The sequence below is a fragment of the Cochleicola gelatinilyticus genome (genome assembly GCF_001637325.1).
GTDB lineage: Bacteria > Bacteroidota > Bacteroidia > Flavobacteriales > Flavobacteriaceae > Cochleicola > Cochleicola gelatinilyticus.
The window spans coordinates 403,613-422,958 of record NZ_LRXL01000026.1 but is presented as its reverse complement, the minus strand read 5'-3'; the positions used below and the strand labels follow the sequence as shown (position 1 = coordinate 422,958).

The 19,346-nt window shown below is 35.1% G+C and carries 19 protein-coding genes; 6 read left to right on the top strand and 13 right to left on the bottom strand.

The window, feature by feature from the left end:
- Positions 1-10: 10 nt before the first annotated feature.
- Positions 11-682, top strand: coding sequence for a response regulator (locus tag ULVI_RS03885; protein ID WP_068589950.1), 672 nt, complete (start codon positions 11-13; stop codon positions 680-682).
- Positions 683-684: 2 nt separating this feature from the next.
- Here ULVI_RS03885 and ULVI_RS03880 read toward each other — a convergent pair whose 3' ends face one another.
- From ULVI_RS03880 to ULVI_RS03830, 12 genes are all read right to left on the bottom strand, one after another.
- Positions 685-1,614 carry a peptide arginase, FlmR/OhkR family gene (locus ULVI_RS03880; protein WP_068589948.1) on the bottom strand — a complete coding sequence of 310 codons (930 nt, stop codon included), beginning with the start codon at positions 1,612-1,614 and terminating at the stop codon, positions 685-687.
- On the bottom strand, positions 1,589-4,018 hold the full coding sequence (locus ULVI_RS03875; RefSeq protein WP_068589946.1) for a TonB-dependent receptor: 2,430 nt from the start codon (positions 4,016-4,018) through the stop codon (positions 1,589-1,591). The genes ULVI_RS03880 and ULVI_RS03875 overlap by 26 nt, the downstream gene beginning before the upstream one ends.
- Before the next feature lie 390 nt (positions 4,019-4,408).
- Positions 4,409-4,591 carry a class I lanthipeptide gene (locus ULVI_RS15730; RefSeq protein ID WP_068589945.1) on the bottom strand — a complete coding sequence of 61 codons (183 nt, stop codon included), beginning with the start codon at positions 4,589-4,591 and terminating at the stop codon, positions 4,409-4,411.
- A gap of 52 nt (positions 4,592-4,643) precedes the next feature.
- On the bottom strand, positions 4,644-4,781 hold the full coding sequence (locus ULVI_RS15400) for a hypothetical protein (protein WP_157632562.1): 138 nt from the start codon (positions 4,779-4,781) through the stop codon (positions 4,644-4,646).
- 439 nt (positions 4,782-5,220) lie between these two features.
- Positions 5,221-6,045 carry an alpha/beta fold hydrolase gene (locus ULVI_RS03865; protein ID WP_068589942.1) on the bottom strand — a complete coding sequence of 275 codons (825 nt, stop codon included), beginning with the start codon at positions 6,043-6,045 and terminating at the stop codon, positions 5,221-5,223.
- Positions 6,046-6,268: 223 nt separating this feature from the next.
- Complete coding sequence (locus ULVI_RS03860) at positions 6,269-7,126, bottom strand: NAD(P)H-binding protein (protein ID WP_068589940.1); 858 nt, start codon at positions 7,124-7,126, stop codon at positions 6,269-6,271.
- Between the two features lies 1 nt (position 7,127).
- The gene (locus tag ULVI_RS03855; RefSeq protein ID WP_068589937.1) at positions 7,128-7,325 is read right to left on the bottom strand and encodes a hypothetical protein; all 198 of its coding nucleotides are present in this window, start codon (positions 7,323-7,325) and stop codon (positions 7,128-7,130) included.
- Between the two features lie 5 nt (positions 7,326-7,330).
- Entirely contained in the window at positions 7,331-7,954 is a 624-nt protein-coding gene (locus ULVI_RS03850) for an O-methyltransferase (protein WP_068589935.1), read from the bottom strand.
- 151 nt (positions 7,955-8,105) lie between these two features.
- Positions 8,106-8,987 carry an AraC family transcriptional regulator gene (locus ULVI_RS03845; RefSeq protein ID WP_068589933.1) on the bottom strand — a complete coding sequence of 294 codons (882 nt, stop codon included), beginning with the start codon at positions 8,985-8,987 and terminating at the stop codon, positions 8,106-8,108.
- Positions 8,988-9,000: 13 nt separating this feature from the next.
- Positions 9,001-9,618, bottom strand: coding sequence for a MarC family protein (locus ULVI_RS03840; protein WP_068589931.1), 618 nt, complete (start codon positions 9,616-9,618; stop codon positions 9,001-9,003).
- A 21-nt stretch (positions 9,619-9,639) separates the two neighbouring features.
- A complete protein-coding gene (locus ULVI_RS03835) occupies positions 9,640-11,499 on the bottom strand; it encodes a monovalent cation:proton antiporter-2 (CPA2) family protein (RefSeq protein WP_068589929.1) in 1,860 nt (619 codons plus the stop codon).
- A gap of 103 nt (positions 11,500-11,602) precedes the next feature.
- Positions 11,603-12,337, bottom strand: coding sequence for a flavodoxin family protein (locus ULVI_RS03830; protein ID WP_068589927.1), 735 nt, complete (start codon positions 12,335-12,337; stop codon positions 11,603-11,605).
- 244 nt (positions 12,338-12,581) lie between these two features.
- Between ULVI_RS03830 and ULVI_RS03825 the strand changes: the two genes are divergently transcribed.
- From ULVI_RS03825 to ULVI_RS03805, 5 genes are all read left to right on the top strand, one after another.
- Positions 12,582-13,583, top strand: a complete 1,002-nt coding sequence (locus ULVI_RS03825; protein ID WP_068589925.1) for a hypothetical protein — start codon at positions 12,582-12,584, stop codon at positions 13,581-13,583.
- Entirely contained in the window at positions 13,580-14,641 is a 1,062-nt protein-coding gene (locus tag ULVI_RS03820; RefSeq protein WP_068589924.1) for an NTP transferase domain-containing protein, read from the top strand. Before ULVI_RS03825 ends, ULVI_RS03820 begins: the two co-directional genes overlap by 4 nt.
- Positions 14,638-15,465, top strand: coding sequence for a formate dehydrogenase accessory sulfurtransferase FdhD (gene fdhD / locus ULVI_RS03815; protein ID WP_068589922.1), 828 nt, complete (start codon positions 14,638-14,640; stop codon positions 15,463-15,465). Before ULVI_RS03820 ends, fdhD begins: the two co-directional genes overlap by 4 nt.
- A gap of 2 nt (positions 15,466-15,467) precedes the next feature.
- Complete coding sequence (locus tag ULVI_RS03810) at positions 15,468-15,839, top strand: DUF7009 family protein (protein ID WP_068589920.1); 372 nt, start codon at positions 15,468-15,470, stop codon at positions 15,837-15,839.
- 63 nt (positions 15,840-15,902) lie between these two features.
- Positions 15,903-18,242 (top strand): FdhF/YdeP family oxidoreductase, encoded by a 2,340-nt coding sequence (locus ULVI_RS03805; RefSeq protein WP_068589917.1) that lies wholly within the window; start codon positions 15,903-15,905, stop codon positions 18,240-18,242.
- 18 nt (positions 18,243-18,260) lie between these two features.
- Here ULVI_RS03805 and ULVI_RS03800 read toward each other — a convergent pair whose 3' ends face one another.
- Complete coding sequence (locus ULVI_RS03800; RefSeq protein WP_068589915.1) at positions 18,261-19,166, bottom strand: helix-turn-helix domain-containing protein; 906 nt, start codon at positions 19,164-19,166, stop codon at positions 18,261-18,263.
- Between the last annotated feature and the right edge of the window lie 180 nt (positions 19,167-19,346).

The window sequence follows — 19,346 nt, the reverse complement described above, 5'->3', positions numbered from 1 at the left end:
ACTAATTACTATGAAAAAAGAAATTAAAGTACTCATTGTCGATGATCACCCCATGATTTTGGAAGGATATAAAAATGCCATATCAGATCTTGAAAGTGATACATTAAAAATTGACTTGTTTAGCGCTCAGGATTGTGATAGTGCCTTTCAAAAACTTAAAAAAGCTTCCGTTACGAAGCCATTCGATATTGTACTGTACGATATTAATTTACCACCATCATCTGATCATAAAATTCTTTCAGGGGAAGACTTAGCATTAAAAACTAGAGCGCTTCAGCCAGAGACAAAAATTATGGTGTTAACCATGCATAGTAATAATTTCAGAATTCATAATATTTTAAGAAATATAGATCCGGAAGGTTTTTTAATTAAATCTGATTTGGGTTCCGAAGAATTAAAGAAAGCATTTGTTACTGTAATGAAGGACCCTCCTTATTATAGCCATACAGTTACGAAATTATTTAGATCGCAATTAAGCAATGATTTTATAATTGATGATCTCGATAGAAGTATACTGTATCATATATCTGTAGGAACCAAAACTAAGAACCTTCCAAATTACATTCCTTTATCCCTTGCGGCCATTGAGAAAAGAAAACGAAATTTAAAAGATGTATTTGATGTTACGGGTAAAGGGAATAAAGCACTCATCGAAATATCGAAAGAAAAAGGCTTTATTTAACATTAAGCCATTGAAACAGGGTCCTTTAGATTGTATAATTTATTGAGTCCTAATAACACCTCTTTCTCTATAAATTTCCATTGATCTTTTGGAGTATATCCACTTTTTACAGAACGACACACTGTAATAAGAAGAGGATTAATGTTTAAAGATTTTAAGGTGTTAATAAAAGTATCTATACGATCTTTTATAAGGGTTTCCGAGACTCTTCTGGGACTTGGAAAAACATCTTTATAGTAGTTTATAATTAAGAAATAAGAATCTTCTACAGATCTTGTCATTACTGTGTTAGAAATAAAACGTATTGGGTGGTAAGGATCGCTTTTAAAATTATTATACTCTTCTTGAGTCACTTCTATTATAATTTCTTTATTGTTTTCAGGCTGAATATTACAACTAAAATAATCTAAGTCAATATCCAAAAGTACATCTCCATACTTCTTATTTTCTAGATGCTTTACACCTAATTTTGTATAAGAAACTACTTCATGGTCAAACTCCAGCAGTGGGTTGTTTTTGGTTTCGGTGCCAGATAGTAAGTTTTTATAATCATTATTGTAAGAGGTAATAAAATATTTTGAAGAGACCTCTCTACCAGCATCAACTTTGCACCAAACCACATTTTTGAAAATACCCACGAAAGAGGCAGCTTTTATAAATGAAGCTATGGTTAACTCATCTCTCGCAAAGGTTTCTAATTGGTTATAAGACCAATCGAAAACCGATCGCATTGGTGTATTTACGCGGAGAGTTGTCATGTCACTATGATCATCAAAATGTAAGAGGGTATGACCACGTTTTGATAAATCAAAGTTGTTAATTGTTTTTATCCAAACTGGAAATGCTTCATTATGTTCTTCCAGGATGTAAATGGGAATTCTATGAGGTCTTTTACTATTAGATAAGTTAGTTTTTAAATCGTCCGGTTTCATCTGTGTCATCATCATTTAAATTATTGGTTGCCTTTTTCCATCCTAAATTAAGGTCATAGCTTAATGATAATCGAAAACGTTGCAAAGGTAGATCTCTACTGTAGCTCTTTTCGAATTCATCATAAAATGTTCTGTTGTTATAATCATAACTATCAAAAATATCATCAATACCAGCTGTGATTTTCATTTTGTTATCTAGCATAGATAGCGTTACACCTAAGTCTAATCGCCATCTGTTTTGCTGGTAAATTTGATAAAAGTTTGAATTAGACCGATATGAAAAACGGTTGTAAACTTTCAGGTTTTCAAATAATTTATAGGAATTATCAAAACGGAAAGTGAAATATGTAAAGTTATCCAGATCTTCTTCGTCTGTAATAAAGGCAGGGTCAATGTCGTAATTATAAGTTTCCCCATAGAGACTTAACTGACCATTCCATCTATTATTTAACAGACTAAAATAAACTGAAACATTTGCAAAAAAATCGTTTAAAGATGCTGCATTCTCAGGACGTGACAACGTTTGTAACCCGTTGTCTAATTGTCTTTTTACAACAAATATTTGATCGTTATACCTATGATATCCCATAGAAATGCTTAAAAAGTCTGAAATATTTGTCTCGAGACTCACCGTGTTTCTTTTTAAGGGCTTCAGGTTTGGGTTTCCTTCTCGAAACTCGAATTCATTAATGTAGTATCGATAGGGGTTAAGGTATATGTAATCTGGCCGGGTGATACCAGAGGTAAATTTTAAAGTTGAAGAAATATTCTTTCCTTTATAACTTAAGGCAACATTAGGTAAGATGTTTGTATACGAGTTTTCAGCAACGGTTTGAGTTGAAATATAAGAAGAGCTGTTATCGGTATGTTCTAGTCTGGCCCCAGCTTGTGCAGAAAAGGAATTAAACTTAAAACGAACTAAAGCATATGCTGCGAATACATTTTCCTTGTATGTTAAACTATCTGATCGGGATGTGTCTAATACGGTACCTTCGGGTAATTCATTAAAATATGTTACAAAATTATCAATTTCGCTATCCGTATATTTTGTTCCCATTTCTAATTTGATGGGATCTAACGGTAATTCAAAATCGATTTTTCCAATGTATTGGGATCCATTTAAAGGAATATTTGCGGTACCTGAGGCTAAAGAATCGGCAGGAGGGGAAGCAAATGTATATTCATTATTAAAATCCTGTTGTTCTTTTATGAAACCATCCAGATATCCTATTTTAGCTTTAAACTGAATGCCAGTAGTATCTACAGAATGCTCATATATGAAACTGGCATTTGTTAAGTTGTCTTTAATGTTTTTGTCATTATTAAAATCCAGCTGAAAATTAGAAGCTCCCGAATAAACACTGTTCTGTTGAACATGTAAATTGTTCTTATTGCTGTTGCTACTAAAAATTAGTGCCACCATATTTTCTCTGTCTATTTTGTAATTTAAATTTCCATAAAAATTTAAAGTTTTTTTCTTTCCATTGTAATCTAGCGTATAATCTTGTTTGGTTTCATTATTACTTTCTTTTCTGTAAAATGCAGTTCCCGTTTCATTATAATAGTTGTAAATATTTCCATAACCGGCAGATAAGGAAGCTGTGAAATTTCCTTTAGTGGCATTAAAAAAAAGATCGTGTGAATTACTTACCTCTTCATTGATAATTAAATCGTTAGACAGCCCTATGTAGATACCATCATATTTTTTGCTTTTAGTAATAACATTTATAATAGAACCACCAGTAGCATCATATTTAGCAGAACCTCCAGAGATAATTTCAACACGCTCTATGTTTTCAGCTGAAATTGATTTTAGTAAATCTATATCTTGCGAATTACGAAAACCTTGGCGTTGACCATTAATTAATATGGTTACATTTGCGCTACCGTTCAGTTTTATAGCATCATCCCCTTCTGTCCATACCCCAGGAAGTTTCCCCAATAGCTCAAAAGAATCGTTTCCTTCAATACCAGGAATACGGTTTACATAAACTTTTAATTTGTCACCTTCCATTTCAGCAACAGGATTTCGAGTGTCTAGAATTACAGCATCAAGTTCATATGATTTTACCGATAAGCTAAAATCTAAATTTGTAAAATGGTTATTAATAAGAAATGTTTCTTTGTTTAATACTGCATATTCTGGGTGTGAAACTCGCATAAAATAGGAGCCTTTTGATACAGAACGAATCGTATAGCGACCATTTTCATTCGTGTTTTGAAAAGAAACCAGACTCGAATCTGAAGCTTTAAATAATTCTACAAATCCTTGTTGAATTACCTTCTTAGTAGTTTGATCAGTCACAGTACCTTCAATAGAAAAGGTTTTTTCCTGCCCTACCACTGTATGTAGCGTTAATAGAAGTAGTACGCTGAGAATAAATATGTTTCTGTTAATTTTCAAAATAATTTTTTTGGATAAACATTCCGATCAGTTTAAAACTCAATCGGAATGTTTTATAAATAGAATTCTATTCTTGCAAGGTAATAATGCGCAACCTGATAGACCATAACTTTAAATCAATTAGATTAATAGGCTCGAACTACAACTTGTTCTTGTAGACACCTTGCTTCTTTAAAATAAATAAACATTTTAAAGCGTTCTTTTTAAGAGTTACATGATCTTCGGCAACAACTATCTTCAATAATATTTGTTTCAATAGTATTGCCACAGGCAGCTCCAGAGTCGTCCGACATATCATCGGCTCCGATTAAGGATTTCATCTGGTTTTCCTGAAGACTCATTAATGACTCTTTCTCTAAAATAATTTTCTTTTTTTTCATAAGGCTTATTTTAGTTTCCATTACAAGATCTACGGCAGCAAGATTCGTCAATCTCTATCGCCATTTCTACTGTGTTTTCGCAAACAGCTCCGGAATCATTAGACATTTCGTCTGCACCGATTAATGCACTCATCTGATCTTCTTGAAGATTCATCAAAGTGTCTTTCTCTAATTTTAACTTCTTTTTATTCAAAATATAAAATTTTAATTAATGTTAAATACATAGTACTTTACTATGTATGATGTTAACAGGATCTTCTGCAACAGCTTTCTTCAATTGCCGCGATTGGCACATCCACTGTATTGTCGCAAACTGCTCCCGAATCGTCAGACATGTCGTCTGCACCTAAAAGCGATTTCATTTGATCCTCTTGGAGATTCATCAAGCTCTCCTTTTCTAAATTGATTTTCTTTTTTTGCATTTAAAAAGATTTTAAATTAAACTTAAATTTGAATACCCTATAGCTAATAGAGTAATTGCTGAATTCAACATCTCAAATGTAAAAGAAGTCGTAAGTGTCTCTCGATGTTAAAAAAATGTTTATAGTAAGGTTATACCGTACTATTCTATTTGTTTCTTCTAAAATAGGCGTATAATAGATTTGTTTATAGGTGGTTAAGACACTATAGTTTCTGTTAAGATTAATAGTTTTTAACTGTCTGTGAGTTGCTCTTAATACTAAAGGTAGGTTGGAGATCTAGATGATGAATTAACGAATAACGCAACAAAAATTAAAGATCAGTAAGGGAAGTCATAATAGGAAGAAGGATGGGTGTACGTGCTTTGAGAACTGTAAATACTTAGAGAGATGTTGTGTTTCATTAAAATACGGCCTCTATAAATTTTAGTAAGGCAGGCTTTACAATGTCTATTCGCTCCCAGGCTAAGTTATGACCTACATTGGGAATAATCTTTACCGTGCTGTTAGGAAAAATACTATCTGTATATTTTAAATTTCCCACAGGAACGACATTGTCTTCAGATCCATGAAGATGGACGATGGGAATTTTAAGATTGTGCCAGTCTTGTTCTATTTTTTTTAATTCTGAAGCGTGTACCTTTTTCTCGTCCCCGGCGACCCTGTATCCTGTAGGAACCATCCAACGAGTTAGCCACCATCTGGTAAAACGGGATGCCCAAATATCTTTTTCCTGTGAAGGATCCATTGCAGCAGATAATAGCATCACCCCCTTTACATTTTTATTGTGTGTCGCGAGTCGTGCGGCCAATGGTCCACCATAAGAGGTTCCCACTGCAATTACATTGGTTAATTGTAGATCGTCTATAATCGCACTCATTAGTACAGCTTGGTTGTCTATGGAAGGCATTTCTTTTCCGAAATTTGAATACCCGTATCCAGGTCTGTCTATAGCATATAAATTAGCAGCCTCGGCAAGGTATTCATCTCCCATGTAGGCTTGCCATGCGGTAAGTGAACTGGGAGATCCGTGAAAAAAAATGACATTAACTTTTTTATTCGAATTGGATGCCTCTACATTTTGAATACGGATATCAAGGTCTAGGCTATCAATACGGTAATAACTTAGTTCGGTAATTATATCTTTTTCCGCAAAGCTCTTTACAATTTCTTTGTCAGTTCTTCTGTATTGAAGTGTAGTACAAGATAGGGTGAGGGTAGCAAACATCCATATTAATAGTACAGTGGAATATGGCTTTTTACTTTTTATCACTAGATCGTTCTTAAAATTGCATTCTTTTTCTCTATTTTTCAGCTTTGTCACGATAGGGGGATGAGGTCATTTTCTTTTCCTCTTTCTTCTACGACTAATTAGTTTAAAATTAGAGGCTAATGTTCTCTTTCTGAAAGTATTTTGCTTCACTGGTAGAGAGAATTTTTATATAGGCAGATTAATTGTTTTTTTCTGATTTATATTCTGAAATAATTTGAAAAATTGATTTATGAGCTCTGTCGGCTGCAGTTTCAAAATCTGAAGGAATATCGTTTGCTCCCATCTGGATGCCTTCATAAATACCTGCAATGACAGTGCCTAAGAAGGCTCCTAGCGCTGCTTTTCTTTCCTGTTCATAAGCAGATATAGACATAGGTTTATAGATTAAATTGGTGTGATAGACCTGATTTATCAATCTTGCTAATTGTTCCTGTGAAATTGCTTCACCGGCTAAATTATAGATTTTTCCGTGGTGATTATCTTCCAACAGCATTTTTGCGTATGCAAACGCTAATTCTATTCGGCTTGTATAGGCACATTTTCCGTCCCCAGCACAATTACTAATTGCGCCTTCTTTTTTATACGTTTCAATATAATCAAGATCGGGTTCAATATAGATTCCATTTCTTCCAATGGCCCATTGCAGTCCAGAATTTTGAATATCCTGTTCTGTTTGGCGATTGCTTTGAACTATCGGGCTAAAAGCCGTACCCTTTTCTGCACCAATAATACTCGTGTAAACTATTTTTTCTACATTATTAGCTTTTGCCGCTTCAATAATATTTCGGTGTTGTTGTATTCTTTTTTGGGGCGCATCCATTCCCGAAATCAATAATACAACATCAATATTTTTTAATGCAGTGTTAAAATCTTCTCGGTTATTGTAATCGCCTTGCCTAACTTCTATTGCTAAGTGAGCTGCTTTATTTGGGGTACGGGCTATACCTACTATGTTCTCTTTCCCAATTTTATTAATTAATTGTTCTATTATTGCTGTGCCTAATTTCCCGCTAGCGGACGTGACTGCTATTTTCATATTACTTTTTCAATTTTATTTTTTTTAGTTCTTTCTCTAGGGTCTCCGCTTTTGTTTTAAATTTTTCCATAGCGATTTTGAGCTGTCCAATTTTTTTGAATGCCTCTTCGTTTTGTACCGCTTCATAAATTATTTTTCCATCTTTCTCTTTGATTTTTGATGTACTTCCACAGGTTGGACAATTTGCTATTGTACTCATAATTTTTACTTGTTTAGGGTTATGAAGACTACTTTGTTACCAAACTTAGGCTGTAATTTATACATTTCATTTTCAGCGATCTTGTTTAAAAATAAGCGGCTCTCTTTCATATCTGCATTGTCAACATAGATTATCGTTTTTTTATGAAAACATTTTTCCAGAAGTAGAAACAATGGTAGATACAAATCCTTCCAACCATCCAATAGCAATAAGTCTATGGGGTCGGTATAATGTTTTAAGGTCTCCATCGCATTACCCACACGAACCTCAATTAAGTTAGACACTCCGGCCCTTTTAAAATTTTCGATGGCTCGTTGTGCTTTAGACTCAATTAATTCTGTGGTTATTATGTGACCTTCTGTTTCCAGTATTCCCTGTGCTAAAAAAAGGGTAGATATCCCAAATGAGGTTCCGAATTCAACGATATTTTTAATGTTTTTTTCTTTTATTAAAGCTGCCAGATCCTCACCTTGTTCTCTGGAAATGCTTAGGTAGGCATCTTTAAAATCGGATGGGCGCATCGGTCTCACTACACTTTTTGTGGCGCCTTTTATCATTTTAAGACGGTCGTATTTTGAATCGTTAAAAAGTTTAATGAGAACGGTCTCAACTTTTTCTTTTTCAATCATCACGCTTTTTATTTTTAGGACTAAAATATTATTTCATTGTATTAATAATGCTGTTATGCATTACTTAAAATAAGAATCCAAAAATACCTTGTAAGCTTATATTGAGAAAGGTGAAAATATTCCTGTTAAGTGTAAAAGTGTAACCTTCTAACTAATTTATAGAATTTCTGTATTGAAGAGGAGTTAGGGAAGTGTTTTTTTTGAAGAATTTAGACATATTAGCAGGTTCATCAAATCCGGTTAGGTAGCAAATTTCTTTAACTGTATAAGAGGTAGCTGCTAGATATCGTTTTATTTCAGTCGTCACAAATTCATCAATAAAAGATTTGGTTGTTTTTCCTCGAAGCGATTTGGTTATATCATTAAGTAGTTTGTAAGAGATGTTTATTTCTGAAGCATATGATCTTGAACTTCTTGTCTTAACATAATTTTTTTCTAGCAAATTTTTAAAATCGGTAAATTTTTCAATCCATCGGGGTTTTAAGATTTCTGAAGGAAGTCGATGCTTAATACGTTCTGCTTTCAAAAGAATAAGATGCAGTTGGTGTCTAATAATTTCATTTTTAGCGAAGGTGTCGGGAAAATGGTATTCAAAATACATTTTTGAAACAATCCCTTTAAAGTCATCTAAACCCATATCGACTTGATGAATAACAGGGGATTCAATATGGTAATTGTATAACCTATAAAGTTTAAGGTTTTTAGAATAAATATAGTGTTGCTCAAAAAATTTAGTGCTAATCACTATAAAATATCCTTCTGTGTTCTTTAGACTTTCCGTAAAATGATGAACTTGGTTTTTTGCAATAAATAAAACACTTCCTTCCTTTAATGTGAATGTTTTAAAATCTACAAAGTGAGAATATGTGCCTTTAGTAACCAGTAAAATTAAATAAAAATCTATGCGGTGCGATGAAAATGGGTCATGGTCGAGTTTAGCAGTAATACGCTCATACATCTCTGAGAGCTTCATTACTTCAATGTCTAATGGTTTCTTTTTATCGAAACCTACCCTTGGAAGTTCGCTGTTCATTATACTTCAGAAATTATGCTACATTAAAAGAGATCTTGATTCCTTCTATGATCATACTTGTTCCTATTATACCAATAATTAATCCCATAATTTTTCCAATTACAGAAATAACATTATTTCCTAAAAACCTTACAATTAAGTCACTAGCACGAAAGGTTGTATACATAAGAAGGCACATAATACCAAAAATAAGAATTACCAAACCTATTTTTAAATTGGAAGCATTTGCAACAGAATTCATAGCTGTTACAATAGTTCCCGGTCCTGCAATAATGGGTATAGCTAGGGGAGAGATAGCAATATTTTCATCTATGTCTACTTCCTTTAAATGTTTAACATTAGATTTTTTAGATTGTAGCATATCTAAGCCTATAAAAAATACTAGAATTCCTCCAAAAATTTTGAAGGCGGGTATGGTAATATGAAAAAGGTCAAAAATAAAATTTCCTAATACGACAAATAGTGAAACAATTATAAAGGCAACTATATTCGCCCTTTTATTAATGCTCTGTTTTTTTTTCTTGTCTGCTCCTTGTGTAAGAGACAAAAAAACGGTCATATTCGAAATAGGATTTGTAATTGCAAAAAAACCAGTAAAGACAGTAATCGAGAAAGTAATAAGATTATCCATTTAGCTATTTTTATTCTTAATTTAAATAGTAGTTTTTTTGTCTCCAACAGAACTACGTCCCACTTTTAAATCCTCTATTAAAAGTTTTTCTTGTTGTGCTATTTCTTCTTTAGCTTTAAAAATATATTCTTTCCCATTTTTTGGAGTAGTTGCTAACCGCTGCAAACTAGCCACGTCGAGTTTTATAAATTTTTGAGACTGCTCATCTGTTGCTTCTCTGTCAAATCCCATAAAATGAAGGACGTCACTCGCCATTTTCACTGAAGTATCAAGGGATTCCCGGTAAATATGCTCAATTCCGATATTGTGTAAATCGTATGCATCGTACCGATTTTTAGCACGAACCAATAGTTTTACGTTGGGATATTTTTCTTTTACTTTTTTTACAATTCCGTATGCTGCATCTGGATTGTCTATGGCGCAAATTAAATAATCGGCATCTGCAATGCCAGCAGATTCTAGAAGATCCATTCTTGATGCATCTCCATAAAAAACTTCAAATCCCATTTTTCTCAAGAAATCTACCCTATTAGAGTCAACATCGAGAATTGTCGTAGGCACACCGTGGGCACGGAGAAACCTTCCAACGGTACTTCCAAAATGCCCAAACCCTACTAAAATCACCTTATGGTTTTTCTGAATTTCATCCATAGGCCTTTTCTCAGATTGTTTTGTCCCTACTTTAGGAAGACAAAGGCGCTCGTTTAAAATCCATAGTATTGGAGTGAGTGTCATAGTAAGCGCTGTAACTACAAGCATTATATCGAGTTGTTCTCTTTCAAAAATGTTTAATTGAAAAGCAAAGGATAATAATACGAATGCAAACTCTCCTATCTGAGCTAACCCAACCATTAACATTAAACGCTGGTCAATTTTCAGTTTAAAAACAAGACCAACTATAAATAGAACAAGGGCTTTTATGAGTATAACTGATAGTACAAGACCACTGATTAACAGCGGATTATCGCCAATAACAACGAAATTTATAGAGGCTCCAACGGCCATAAAGAATAAGCCCAACAATAGTCCTTTAAAAGGGTCGAGCGTACTTTCTAATTCATGTTTAAATTCACTAGTAGCCAGTACAACGCCACCTAAGAAAGCACCGAGAGCAGGACTAAGACCAACCAATTCCATTAAAAATGAAATTCCTACTACGATAAGCAAAGCAGAGGCTACTAATAATTCTCTAACACGCGCTTTTGCTACTATTCTCAGCATTGGGACAATTAAATACCTTCCAATTAAAATAATTAGTGCTATTGAAAATACAATGGCTAATGCCTGTAGTCCCAATGGTAAGCCTTCTAATAAATTGGTATGACCACTATGTGATTTTGTTGAATTCGATGCATTATCTGAAACATTAGAAAGTAATGGTAATACACCCAGCATTACAATCACAATAATGTCTTGAAATAATAATATAGAGAAAGAGGAGGTACCATAGGTGGTTTCCATTAACCCTTTCTCTTTATTCGTTTGAAGCGTGATTGCTGTAGAAGATAATGCCACCGCCATCGCAACAGTCAATGACAAGCTCCAGTCTATTCCGAAGGCATTTAAAACAAAAAAGGTGAGTGCCATTGTGCCAAAAACCTGAATGCTTCCCATACCTAAAACAAGTCGTCTCATTTGCCAAAAGCTCTTTGGTTTTATTTCTAAACCAATTATAAAGAGCATCATCACAACACCAAATTCAGCAAACTCAAGAATGTCTTGCCCTTCTTGTCCTATAAACCCCAAGATATAAGGACCTATAAGCATACCCGCAACTAAATATCCAATTACAGAACTTAACCCCAGTCTTTTAGCTAGAGGAACGCATAAGACCGCACCTGCCAGAAAAATAATGGCTTCAAATAAAATACTTCCATTCATAAAGTGAAATTAGTATTTTAATACTAATTATACAGGCTTCTACTTAATTTTTGATCTATGGTTTAGGGCAGTAATCACTTTTTCTTTAAAGCAATTTCTTCAATTAACGGTATTCAGGGTTTTCAAAATTCCATCGAGAACCATCATCCCATTTTTCACGCGAATTTCCATAATTAGGATATCCTCCTTGACTTTTTAACATAGCCGCTAAATGAAGCAGGTTATACGTCATAAATGTTGTATTCCTATTTGTAAAATCGGAATCTGTTCCTAATGGAGGTGTAATTTCTTTTCCTTTCCATTCGGTATCTCCATAACTAGGCCCTGGTCCAACTTTACCTATCCATCCTGCATCAGCTTGTGGAGGAATAGAATATCCAATATGTTGCAAAGAATATAGAATTCCCATAGCACAATGTTTAATTCCATCTTCATTCCCTGTTATAATGGTGCCCCCTACTTTTCCGTAGAAAAGATATTGTCCTTTTTCATTTGTTTTCCCACTCATTGCATACAAGCGTTCAATTAGCTTTTGTGCAATAGAAGATTTTTCACCCAACCAGATAGGAGTTCCTAAAATTAAAATATCTGCATCAAAAATTTGTTCGAAAAGTGTGGGCCACTCATCTTCTTTCCATCCGTGTTCTGTCATATCTGGATACACACCAGTAGCTACATTATGGTCGATTAATCGAATTTCTTTAACCGTGACATGTTCTTTTTCTAGTATGGTTTTTGAAATTTGAAATAACGTATCTGTATGGCTGGTCTGTGGCGATTTTTTTAAAGTACAATTAACAAACACTGCTTTTAAATCGCTAAAAAATTTTTTTTTCATCTCGATGTTTTTGTAATTTATTCATTAAAGATACTGTATGAAGTACAGAATAGGGGGCGTATTAGCTTGTAATTTAATTGTGTCTTAAATTAAGTCGGGCAACAATTCCTTCAGATCAAGGTGATAAAATTCATTTTATTTTTTTCTGAAACAGCCGAGGATCATATCAATTTTTCATACATTGAAACGAAACATTTAAAATGAAGAAAACGATATTTTGTTCAACTTCTTCGGAAGCGAAACAATGAGATATACAGCTACCGTACATCGGTTAATCCCCAAGACAACAGCACTCTGGGCATTTAGTGAAAGCGGCTTAGGAGGAATTATGCATGCCATTCGAATTCCATTTAGTGGGATTTTCCTTGGAAGTATTTCGGTCATTCTTATCACATTTCTTGCATTTCATAGCAAAAATCGCTGGAAAACAATCATACAGGCATTGTTGCTTGTACTCATGCTAAAAGCAATGATTAGTCCTCATTCTCCAGTTATGGCCTATGTGGCAGTGGCGTTTCAAGGTGTTTTAGGAGCCACATTATACAGCATTTTTGGAGTTAATAGGTGGTCTGCTATTTCCTTTGGATGCATTGCCTTACTGGAGTCTGCGTTTCAGAAAATACTTACTCTTACCCTAATTTTTGGAGTAGAACTTTGGGAAGCGCTCGATACTTTTTTTCAGGAATTAACACAGAAGTTGCAGCTCGACGGATTTGACAACATTCCCATTATGTTAATTACTGCTTACGGAATTCTCTATGGCATCGTGGGAATACTTGCGGGAAATTTTGCCTTTCTACTTCCTAAAAGAATCGAGGAAACTGCAGCCGAATTGGCTACAAGTACTTGGACGAAAACAGCTGTAGATCCCTTACAACGCAAAAAATCGAAACGGTTTAAAAGACTTTTTTTCTTCGTAAGCATCCTTTTATTCATTCTTACATTATTTCTATTTACAGGTAAAGAAGAGAAAATAGGATATGTGGTGTTACGGTCGCTCTTGATTATTGCTCTTTTTTTATGGGTGATTACCCCTCTGGTGCGCTACCTTTTGCGACGATGGGTAGAAAACCGAAATCAGCACCAAAAAAAATTGCTGGACGAAGTATTGGTAGAGCTGCCTTTAATTCGTGAAAACACTAGCTTGGCGAATCAGTTAACGGGTACGATTAAAAATCCGTTGCGACGAGCTAAGCGTTTTTTACTAGTGTGGTTTAGCCTTTCTTTGTATTTTGAAAAAGAATGAATACTCAAGTCCTTATCGTATCCGATGCCATAGGAAGCGGCAAAACTACGGCGCTTAAAGAATGGTTGCGCACCAAACAAAGCATAGGGGGAATACTCACGCCGAAAGTTAATGGAAAGCGTGTGTTCGAATTCCTTCCGTTAGGTGAAACCCTGCCTATGGAAGCTGAAAATTCTGGACTCACCGTGGGCAAGTATCGATTTAACATTGCAAACTTTCAGAAAGCGGAATCAACTCTTTGGAACTGCTGGACGGATTCAGAAATAACGACCGTGGTGATCGATGAAGTTGGTCCGTTAGAACTAAAAAAGCGACAGGGGTTTCATGAGTTATTGGTAAAGATGGTCGCCACCCCTTCCGAAGTAAAAAAAACTCTAATTGTTGTGGTTCGCGATTATTGTCTTCAAGATTTTATTAAAACCTATCCCTTTCAGCATGTAAAAGTTTGTACCATTAAAGAATTTAAAATTAACAGTATAAAACCACCCATTGGTGTGGTGCTATGTGGAGGGAAAAGCCGTCGAATGCAGAAAGACAAAGCGCTTCTAGAATATCATTCTATGCCACAATGGAACTATGTGAGTCATTTAATACAGCCTTTTTGCAAAGAAGTTGTGCTCTCTGTAAATCTACAGCAACAACAAACGTGGGTACCCGACTCTATCGAGCATATTGTGGATAAAGAATACTACAAAAACCATGGTCCTTTGACGGGTGTTCTGTCTGCTATAGAAGATAACAAAAACCAAGCGCTGTTATTTGTTGCTTGCGATTATCCATTATTACGAATGGAACATATACTTGAAATTATGAAAAATAGGGCTCCAGAATTTGATGTGGTTTGTTATAAAAATAAGGACCAAATAGAACCTCTCATATCTCTTTTTGAAGTCTCAGCGTTTCAGAAATTAACGTCCTTTTTTGAAAGCGGTAATGATTCTATGGCTACCTTTATTGCAAGTGTAAGAACACATTATATTTCTGTCTCTGAAGTGGATTTTTTAAAAAATGTTAATCACCTAAAGGATTTCGAACAACTGAAGACAACAAAACAATGATTAAAGAAGTAACAATCATTCGTACTAAAGAAAAACAGCGTCAGACCTTGCAGGATGTTGTAGCCATAGAGGAGCCTCTTGAAATTCAGCTTGAGACAGGACCAGAGAACCAGAGAAATATACAGTCACTTTCGGTGACCATGAGAACGCCTGGAAATGATGAAGAACTTGCCGTAGGATTTTTATTTACCGAAGCACTTATTACCTCCCAGAAAAACTTAGCGACCCCACCCAGCAGTGTTCCAGCAGAGAACAAAATTATAGTTCGACTGCACGAGAATTTCGACGCACAATTAGATAAGGTAAAACGGAATTTTTACACGACCAGCAGTTGCGGAGTGTGTGGAAAGGAAAGTATCGAAGCTATTCATCAAGTGTGTAACATTCAGCCAGAACGTAAGCGTATTATCATCCCTGTAGCTGTAATCTCTCGACTCCCAGAACAATTGTATAAAGTTCAGAAAACATTTGCTTCCACCGGAGGAATTCACGCTGCAGCCTTATTTACTTTTAATGGCGATTTGGTATCGTTTCGTGAAGATGTGGGAAGACACAATGCGCTAGACAAAGTGATCGGGGCGGCATTTCTGGAGCAGGAAACTTCATTATTTCGCTTAGATCAAGTGATTTTACTATTAAGTGGGAGAGCGAGCTTCGAGTTAATTCAAAAAGCTGCGATGGCGGGCATAAAAGTGGTTTGCGCCATAGGAGCTCCAAGCAGTCTGGCGGTAGAAACTGCGGCTTCTTTCGACATGACCTTGATCGGATTTTTAAAAAATACCTCTTCTAACATTTATTGTGGGGAGCAACGTATAAAATTGTAAAAATGAAAATAAGAATTAAAGACAATAGCATTCGACTTCGATTAACCAAGACCGATGTAGACGATTTAAGAAACAAACATGTTGTTGCTTGTAGAACTGTAATTTCTAAAAAAAAATTGTTTCAATATGAATTGCGAATTCTGAAAGATGCCACGAAAATTTCGGCAGCCTTCGGTAACGGGAAAATAACGCTAACACTTTCGCCAGAAATAGCCCACGTGCTTACTGAAACCAATGAGATCACCGTAAAAGGAGAACAGAACAATGGATCCAATGAAAAACTTTCTCTACTAATTGAAAAAGATTTGCAATGCCTAGATGAGACCGAAGAGGATCAATCTGATATGTATGACAATCCAAATTCTGCTTGTTGATGATAGTATTTAATACTATCGAAATAAAAATCGTATTTTTAAATAAATAAGAAAATAATTCCTTTGTCGAAAAAACCACCCTATAAAGCAGATCCCGAAAACCCTGAAACATTTAGGGATATTAAAATAAGTCCTGTAGATAAAACTGCTGCAGGAGGAAAGGCAGTTGCGGTATCGGTAAGTCATATTCTGGAAGAAATGAATGTGTCGCGGGGATTTATCGCATTGCAAAAGTTAAATCAAGTAGACGGGTACGATTGTCCCGGTTGTGCTTGGCCCGATCCCGACGACCATCGAAGTAGCTTAGGCGAATACTGTGAGAACGGGGCCAAAGCAGTAGCGGAAGAAGCTACCACTAAGACATTACGTCCCGATTTTTTTGCGTCTCATTCTTTAGAAGAAATGAGTTCATGGGATGATTACGATATAGGGAAAAAAGGTAGAATCGCTCAGCCCATGTATCTTCCAAAAGGAGCAATGCACTACCAACCCCTTTCATGGGACGATGCTTTTTTAAAAGTTGCAACACACTTAAAAGCACTTACAACACCCGATGAGGCTATATTCTATACTAGTGGAAGAACCAGTAATGAAGCTGCTTTCCTGTATCAGCTTTTTGCTCGTGCTTACGGAACCAATAACATGCCCGACTGTAGTAATATGTGTCATGAGAGTAGTGGTGTTGCGCTTGGTGAGTCTTTAGGTATTGGAAAGGGCTCGGTGAAATTAGAAGATTTCTACAATACTGAGGTAATATTTATATTAGGGCAGAATCCTGGAACCAATCATCCCAGAATGCTAAGTGCTTTAAAAAAAGCGCAAAAGAATGGAACATATATTGTTTCGGTGAATCCGTTGCCAGAAACAGGACTTTCAGAATTTGCAGATCCACAGACCGTTTCAGGAATGTTGGGTATTGGTGCAACCATATCGAACATGCATCTACCAGTAAAGATTAATGGGGACATGCCGTTGTTACAGGCAATTAACAAGCTTCTAATTGCTGAAGACAAAAAAAATCCTGGAGCTGTATTAGACCATGACTTTATTGAAAAAGAATGTCATGGATATAAAGAATATGCAAAACACCTTTCAAATCAAAACCTTGAAGATTTAGCGAAAGAATGCGGAATTGAATTAGCACAAATTTACGAATTGGTCGATCGAATAAAGCACTCAAAAAAAATAATTACCTGCTGGGCGATGGGACTTACACAGCATAAAAATTCGGTTGATACCATTAAAGAAATTGTAAATTTATTATTGTTAAAAGGAAGTATTGGTAAACCTGGCGCTGGAACCTGTCCTGTACGTGGGCATAGCAATGTTCAAGGAGATAGAACCATGGGGATCTATGAAAAACCGTGGGATTGGCTCCTTGAAAATCTAGAGAAAAATTTCAATTTTACACCGCCAAAAGAGTACGGTTACGATGTTGTTGATGCTATTGAAGCCATGCACAAGGGAGATGCAAAAGTGTTTTTTGGTCTTGGCGGAAATTTTTTAAGCGCAACACCCGATACCCATTTTACAGCAGAAGCATTGCAGAAATGTGATTTAACCGTCCATGTAAGTACCAAACTAAATAGAAGTCATTTAATTACTGGAAAAGAAGCACTTATTTTACCTGTATTGGGTAGAAGTGATAAAGACATTCAAGCTGGAGAAGCGCAGTTTGTTACTTGTGAAAATTCGATGGGGGTTATTCAGAAAAGTCAAGGTGTTTTAGATCCAATTAGCGATGACCTCATTAGCGAACCCGAATTAGTGTGCCGTTTAGCCATGGCTGTCTTGGATGAAAATTCAAAACTTCCATGGCATTCCTTCTATAAAAATTATGATACCATTCGTGATGTTATAGAACAGAACATTCCGGGATTTAAAGATTACAATAAAAGAGTACGGGATTTCGGTGGATTTTACTTGCCTAACTCAGCACGTGAGGGTACGTTCCCTACAGAAACATCCAAAGCAAATTTTACAGTTTCAGAAACAACATCGATTCAATTAAAAGAAAATGAATTACTCATGATGACCATTAGGAGTCATGATCAATACAACACGACCATCTACGGATTAAATGATCGTTACCGAGGCATTAGAAACGAACGACGCGTTATTTTAATGAACATAAAAGATATGCAGGAGCGTAATTTAAACCAATTGGATGTGGTAGATCTATACAATTTCAGCGACGGGAAAGAACGTGTTGCAAAGAAATTCTTAGTGATCGAATATGCAATTCCAGAGCAATGTGTCGCTACCTATTTCCCTGAAACCAATGTTTTAGTGCCCATTAAATCGGTTGCTAAAAAAAGCAATACTCCTACCAGCAAATCGGTAGTAATCGAAGTAAAAAAACACGGAGTTAAAGAGAAACCTTTAGAAAAAGAACCTATTTAAAAATATGTAAGGGTGTCATTATCGCCAGACAGTTGGAGTAGTGCCTTCAATACGTTTAAATTGTTTTGAAAAATAGTTGAGGTTATTAAAACCACACTGGTAACAAACATCGGTAATTGTTAACAAGGGGTTTTTTAGAAGTTCTTTTGCTAGGTGAATACGCTGTCGGAGTACAAATTCAATCGGACTAATACCAAAATTTTGTTTAAAATTCTTATAAAAAAGAGGTTTGCTCATACAAGCAATTTTTGATAAATGATCTACTGTAATTTTTTGTGACAAATGCTGATGTATATATTCAATCACAGCTGTTAGTCGCTCGCCTAATTGTTTCGTGTCATGTTCAGCAAGGCTTATATTTTGTGTTTGAATAATACGTAAAAGCAAAAATTTTAAAGATAAATCGGCAAGCGCATCTTTAGCTGAGTTGTCTTCCATGCTTATACTAATAAGCTTGTTTACGCTTCCCGCCAATTCTCTGTTATTCTGAAAATGATATCGGTTAAAATTTAGTTCCCACAAGTATGGGGCCTCTATATTTGGATATGTTTCATTTAAATAATCGATATTTTTTTTTACCATATCCCAATCTAAAGCGAGGGTAGCACATTGTACCGGGTGGGATATATCAGCTTCGGGAAAATCAACCTTCATTGAAACTCCCTCAGGAATAATCACACTTTCACCTGGAACGAAATTAAAGCTTTTGGAACCGTCAATAGACATCGATTTTTTCCCCAACATCATACTCGACACCACTAAACCATTATACGATAGAAACACATTTTCACAAGCGTGAAAGGTTTCAAAAATACTTAATTGGCAATCTTTAAGATTGAAAATACGCTTATGTTCGACCAATGTGTCAAGTTGAGAAACGTCACTTAAATTAATTGGAGTTATATGGTTTTCGCTTAGTAACAAAATCGAGTTTTATTGATGAGTTATATTTAATACAAAGTACTTAAAATTATAGATGTTTTATAAATTTTAATTATAATTAATAGAATTCGTAAAAAAATAGAGGATTGTTTGTTGTGTTTATAGTATCGTTACAATAAGTAAGAGTAATTATTATTACTATTAATATATAAATAATTTAAA

What these genes read in the sequence shown, in the direction of transcription:
- ULVI_RS03885 (WP_068589950.1), top strand. Translation starts at nt 11, where the DNA reads ATGAAAAAAGAAATTAAAGTACTCATTGTCGATGATCACCCCATGATT.
- ULVI_RS03880 (WP_068589948.1), bottom strand. Translation starts at nt 1,614, where the DNA reads ATGAAACCGGACGATTTAAAAACTAACTTATCTAATAGTAAAAGACCT.
- ULVI_RS15400 (WP_157632562.1), bottom strand. Translation starts at nt 4,781, where the DNA reads ATGAATCTCCAAGAGGATCAAATGAAATCGCTTTTAGGTGCAGACGAC.
- ULVI_RS03865 (WP_068589942.1), bottom strand. Translation starts at nt 6,045, where the DNA reads ATGTTTGCTACCCTCACCCTATCTTGTACTACACTTCAATACAGAAGA.
- ULVI_RS03860 (WP_068589940.1), bottom strand. Translation starts at nt 7,126, where the DNA reads ATGAAAATAGCAGTCACGTCCGCTAGCGGGAAATTAGGCACAGCAATA.
- ULVI_RS03855 (WP_068589937.1), bottom strand. Translation starts at nt 7,325, where the DNA reads ATGAGTACAATAGCAAATTGTCCAACCTGTGGAAGTACATCAAAAATC.
- ULVI_RS03850 (WP_068589935.1), bottom strand. Translation starts at nt 7,954, where the DNA reads ATGATTGAAAAAGAAAAAGTTGAGACCGTTCTCATTAAACTTTTTAAC.
- ULVI_RS03845 (WP_068589933.1), bottom strand. Translation starts at nt 8,987, where the DNA reads ATGAACAGCGAACTTCCAAGGGTAGGTTTCGATAAAAAGAAACCATTA.
- ULVI_RS03840 (WP_068589931.1), bottom strand. Translation starts at nt 9,618, where the DNA reads ATGGATAATCTTATTACTTTCTCGATTACTGTCTTTACTGGTTTTTTT.
- ULVI_RS03835 (WP_068589929.1), bottom strand. Translation starts at nt 11,499, where the DNA reads ATGAATGGAAGTATTTTATTTGAAGCCATTATTTTTCTGGCAGGTGCG.
- ULVI_RS03830 (WP_068589927.1), bottom strand. Translation starts at nt 12,337, where the DNA reads ATGAAAAAAAAATTTTTTAGCGATTTAAAAGCAGTGTTTGTTAATTGT.
- ULVI_RS03825 (WP_068589925.1), top strand. Translation starts at nt 12,582, where the DNA reads ATGAGATATACAGCTACCGTACATCGGTTAATCCCCAAGACAACAGCA.
- ULVI_RS03820 (WP_068589924.1), top strand. Translation starts at nt 13,580, where the DNA reads ATGAATACTCAAGTCCTTATCGTATCCGATGCCATAGGAAGCGGCAAA.
- fdhD (WP_068589922.1), top strand. Translation starts at nt 14,638, where the DNA reads ATGATTAAAGAAGTAACAATCATTCGTACTAAAGAAAAACAGCGTCAG.
- ULVI_RS03810 (WP_068589920.1), top strand. Translation starts at nt 15,468, where the DNA reads ATGAAAATAAGAATTAAAGACAATAGCATTCGACTTCGATTAACCAAG.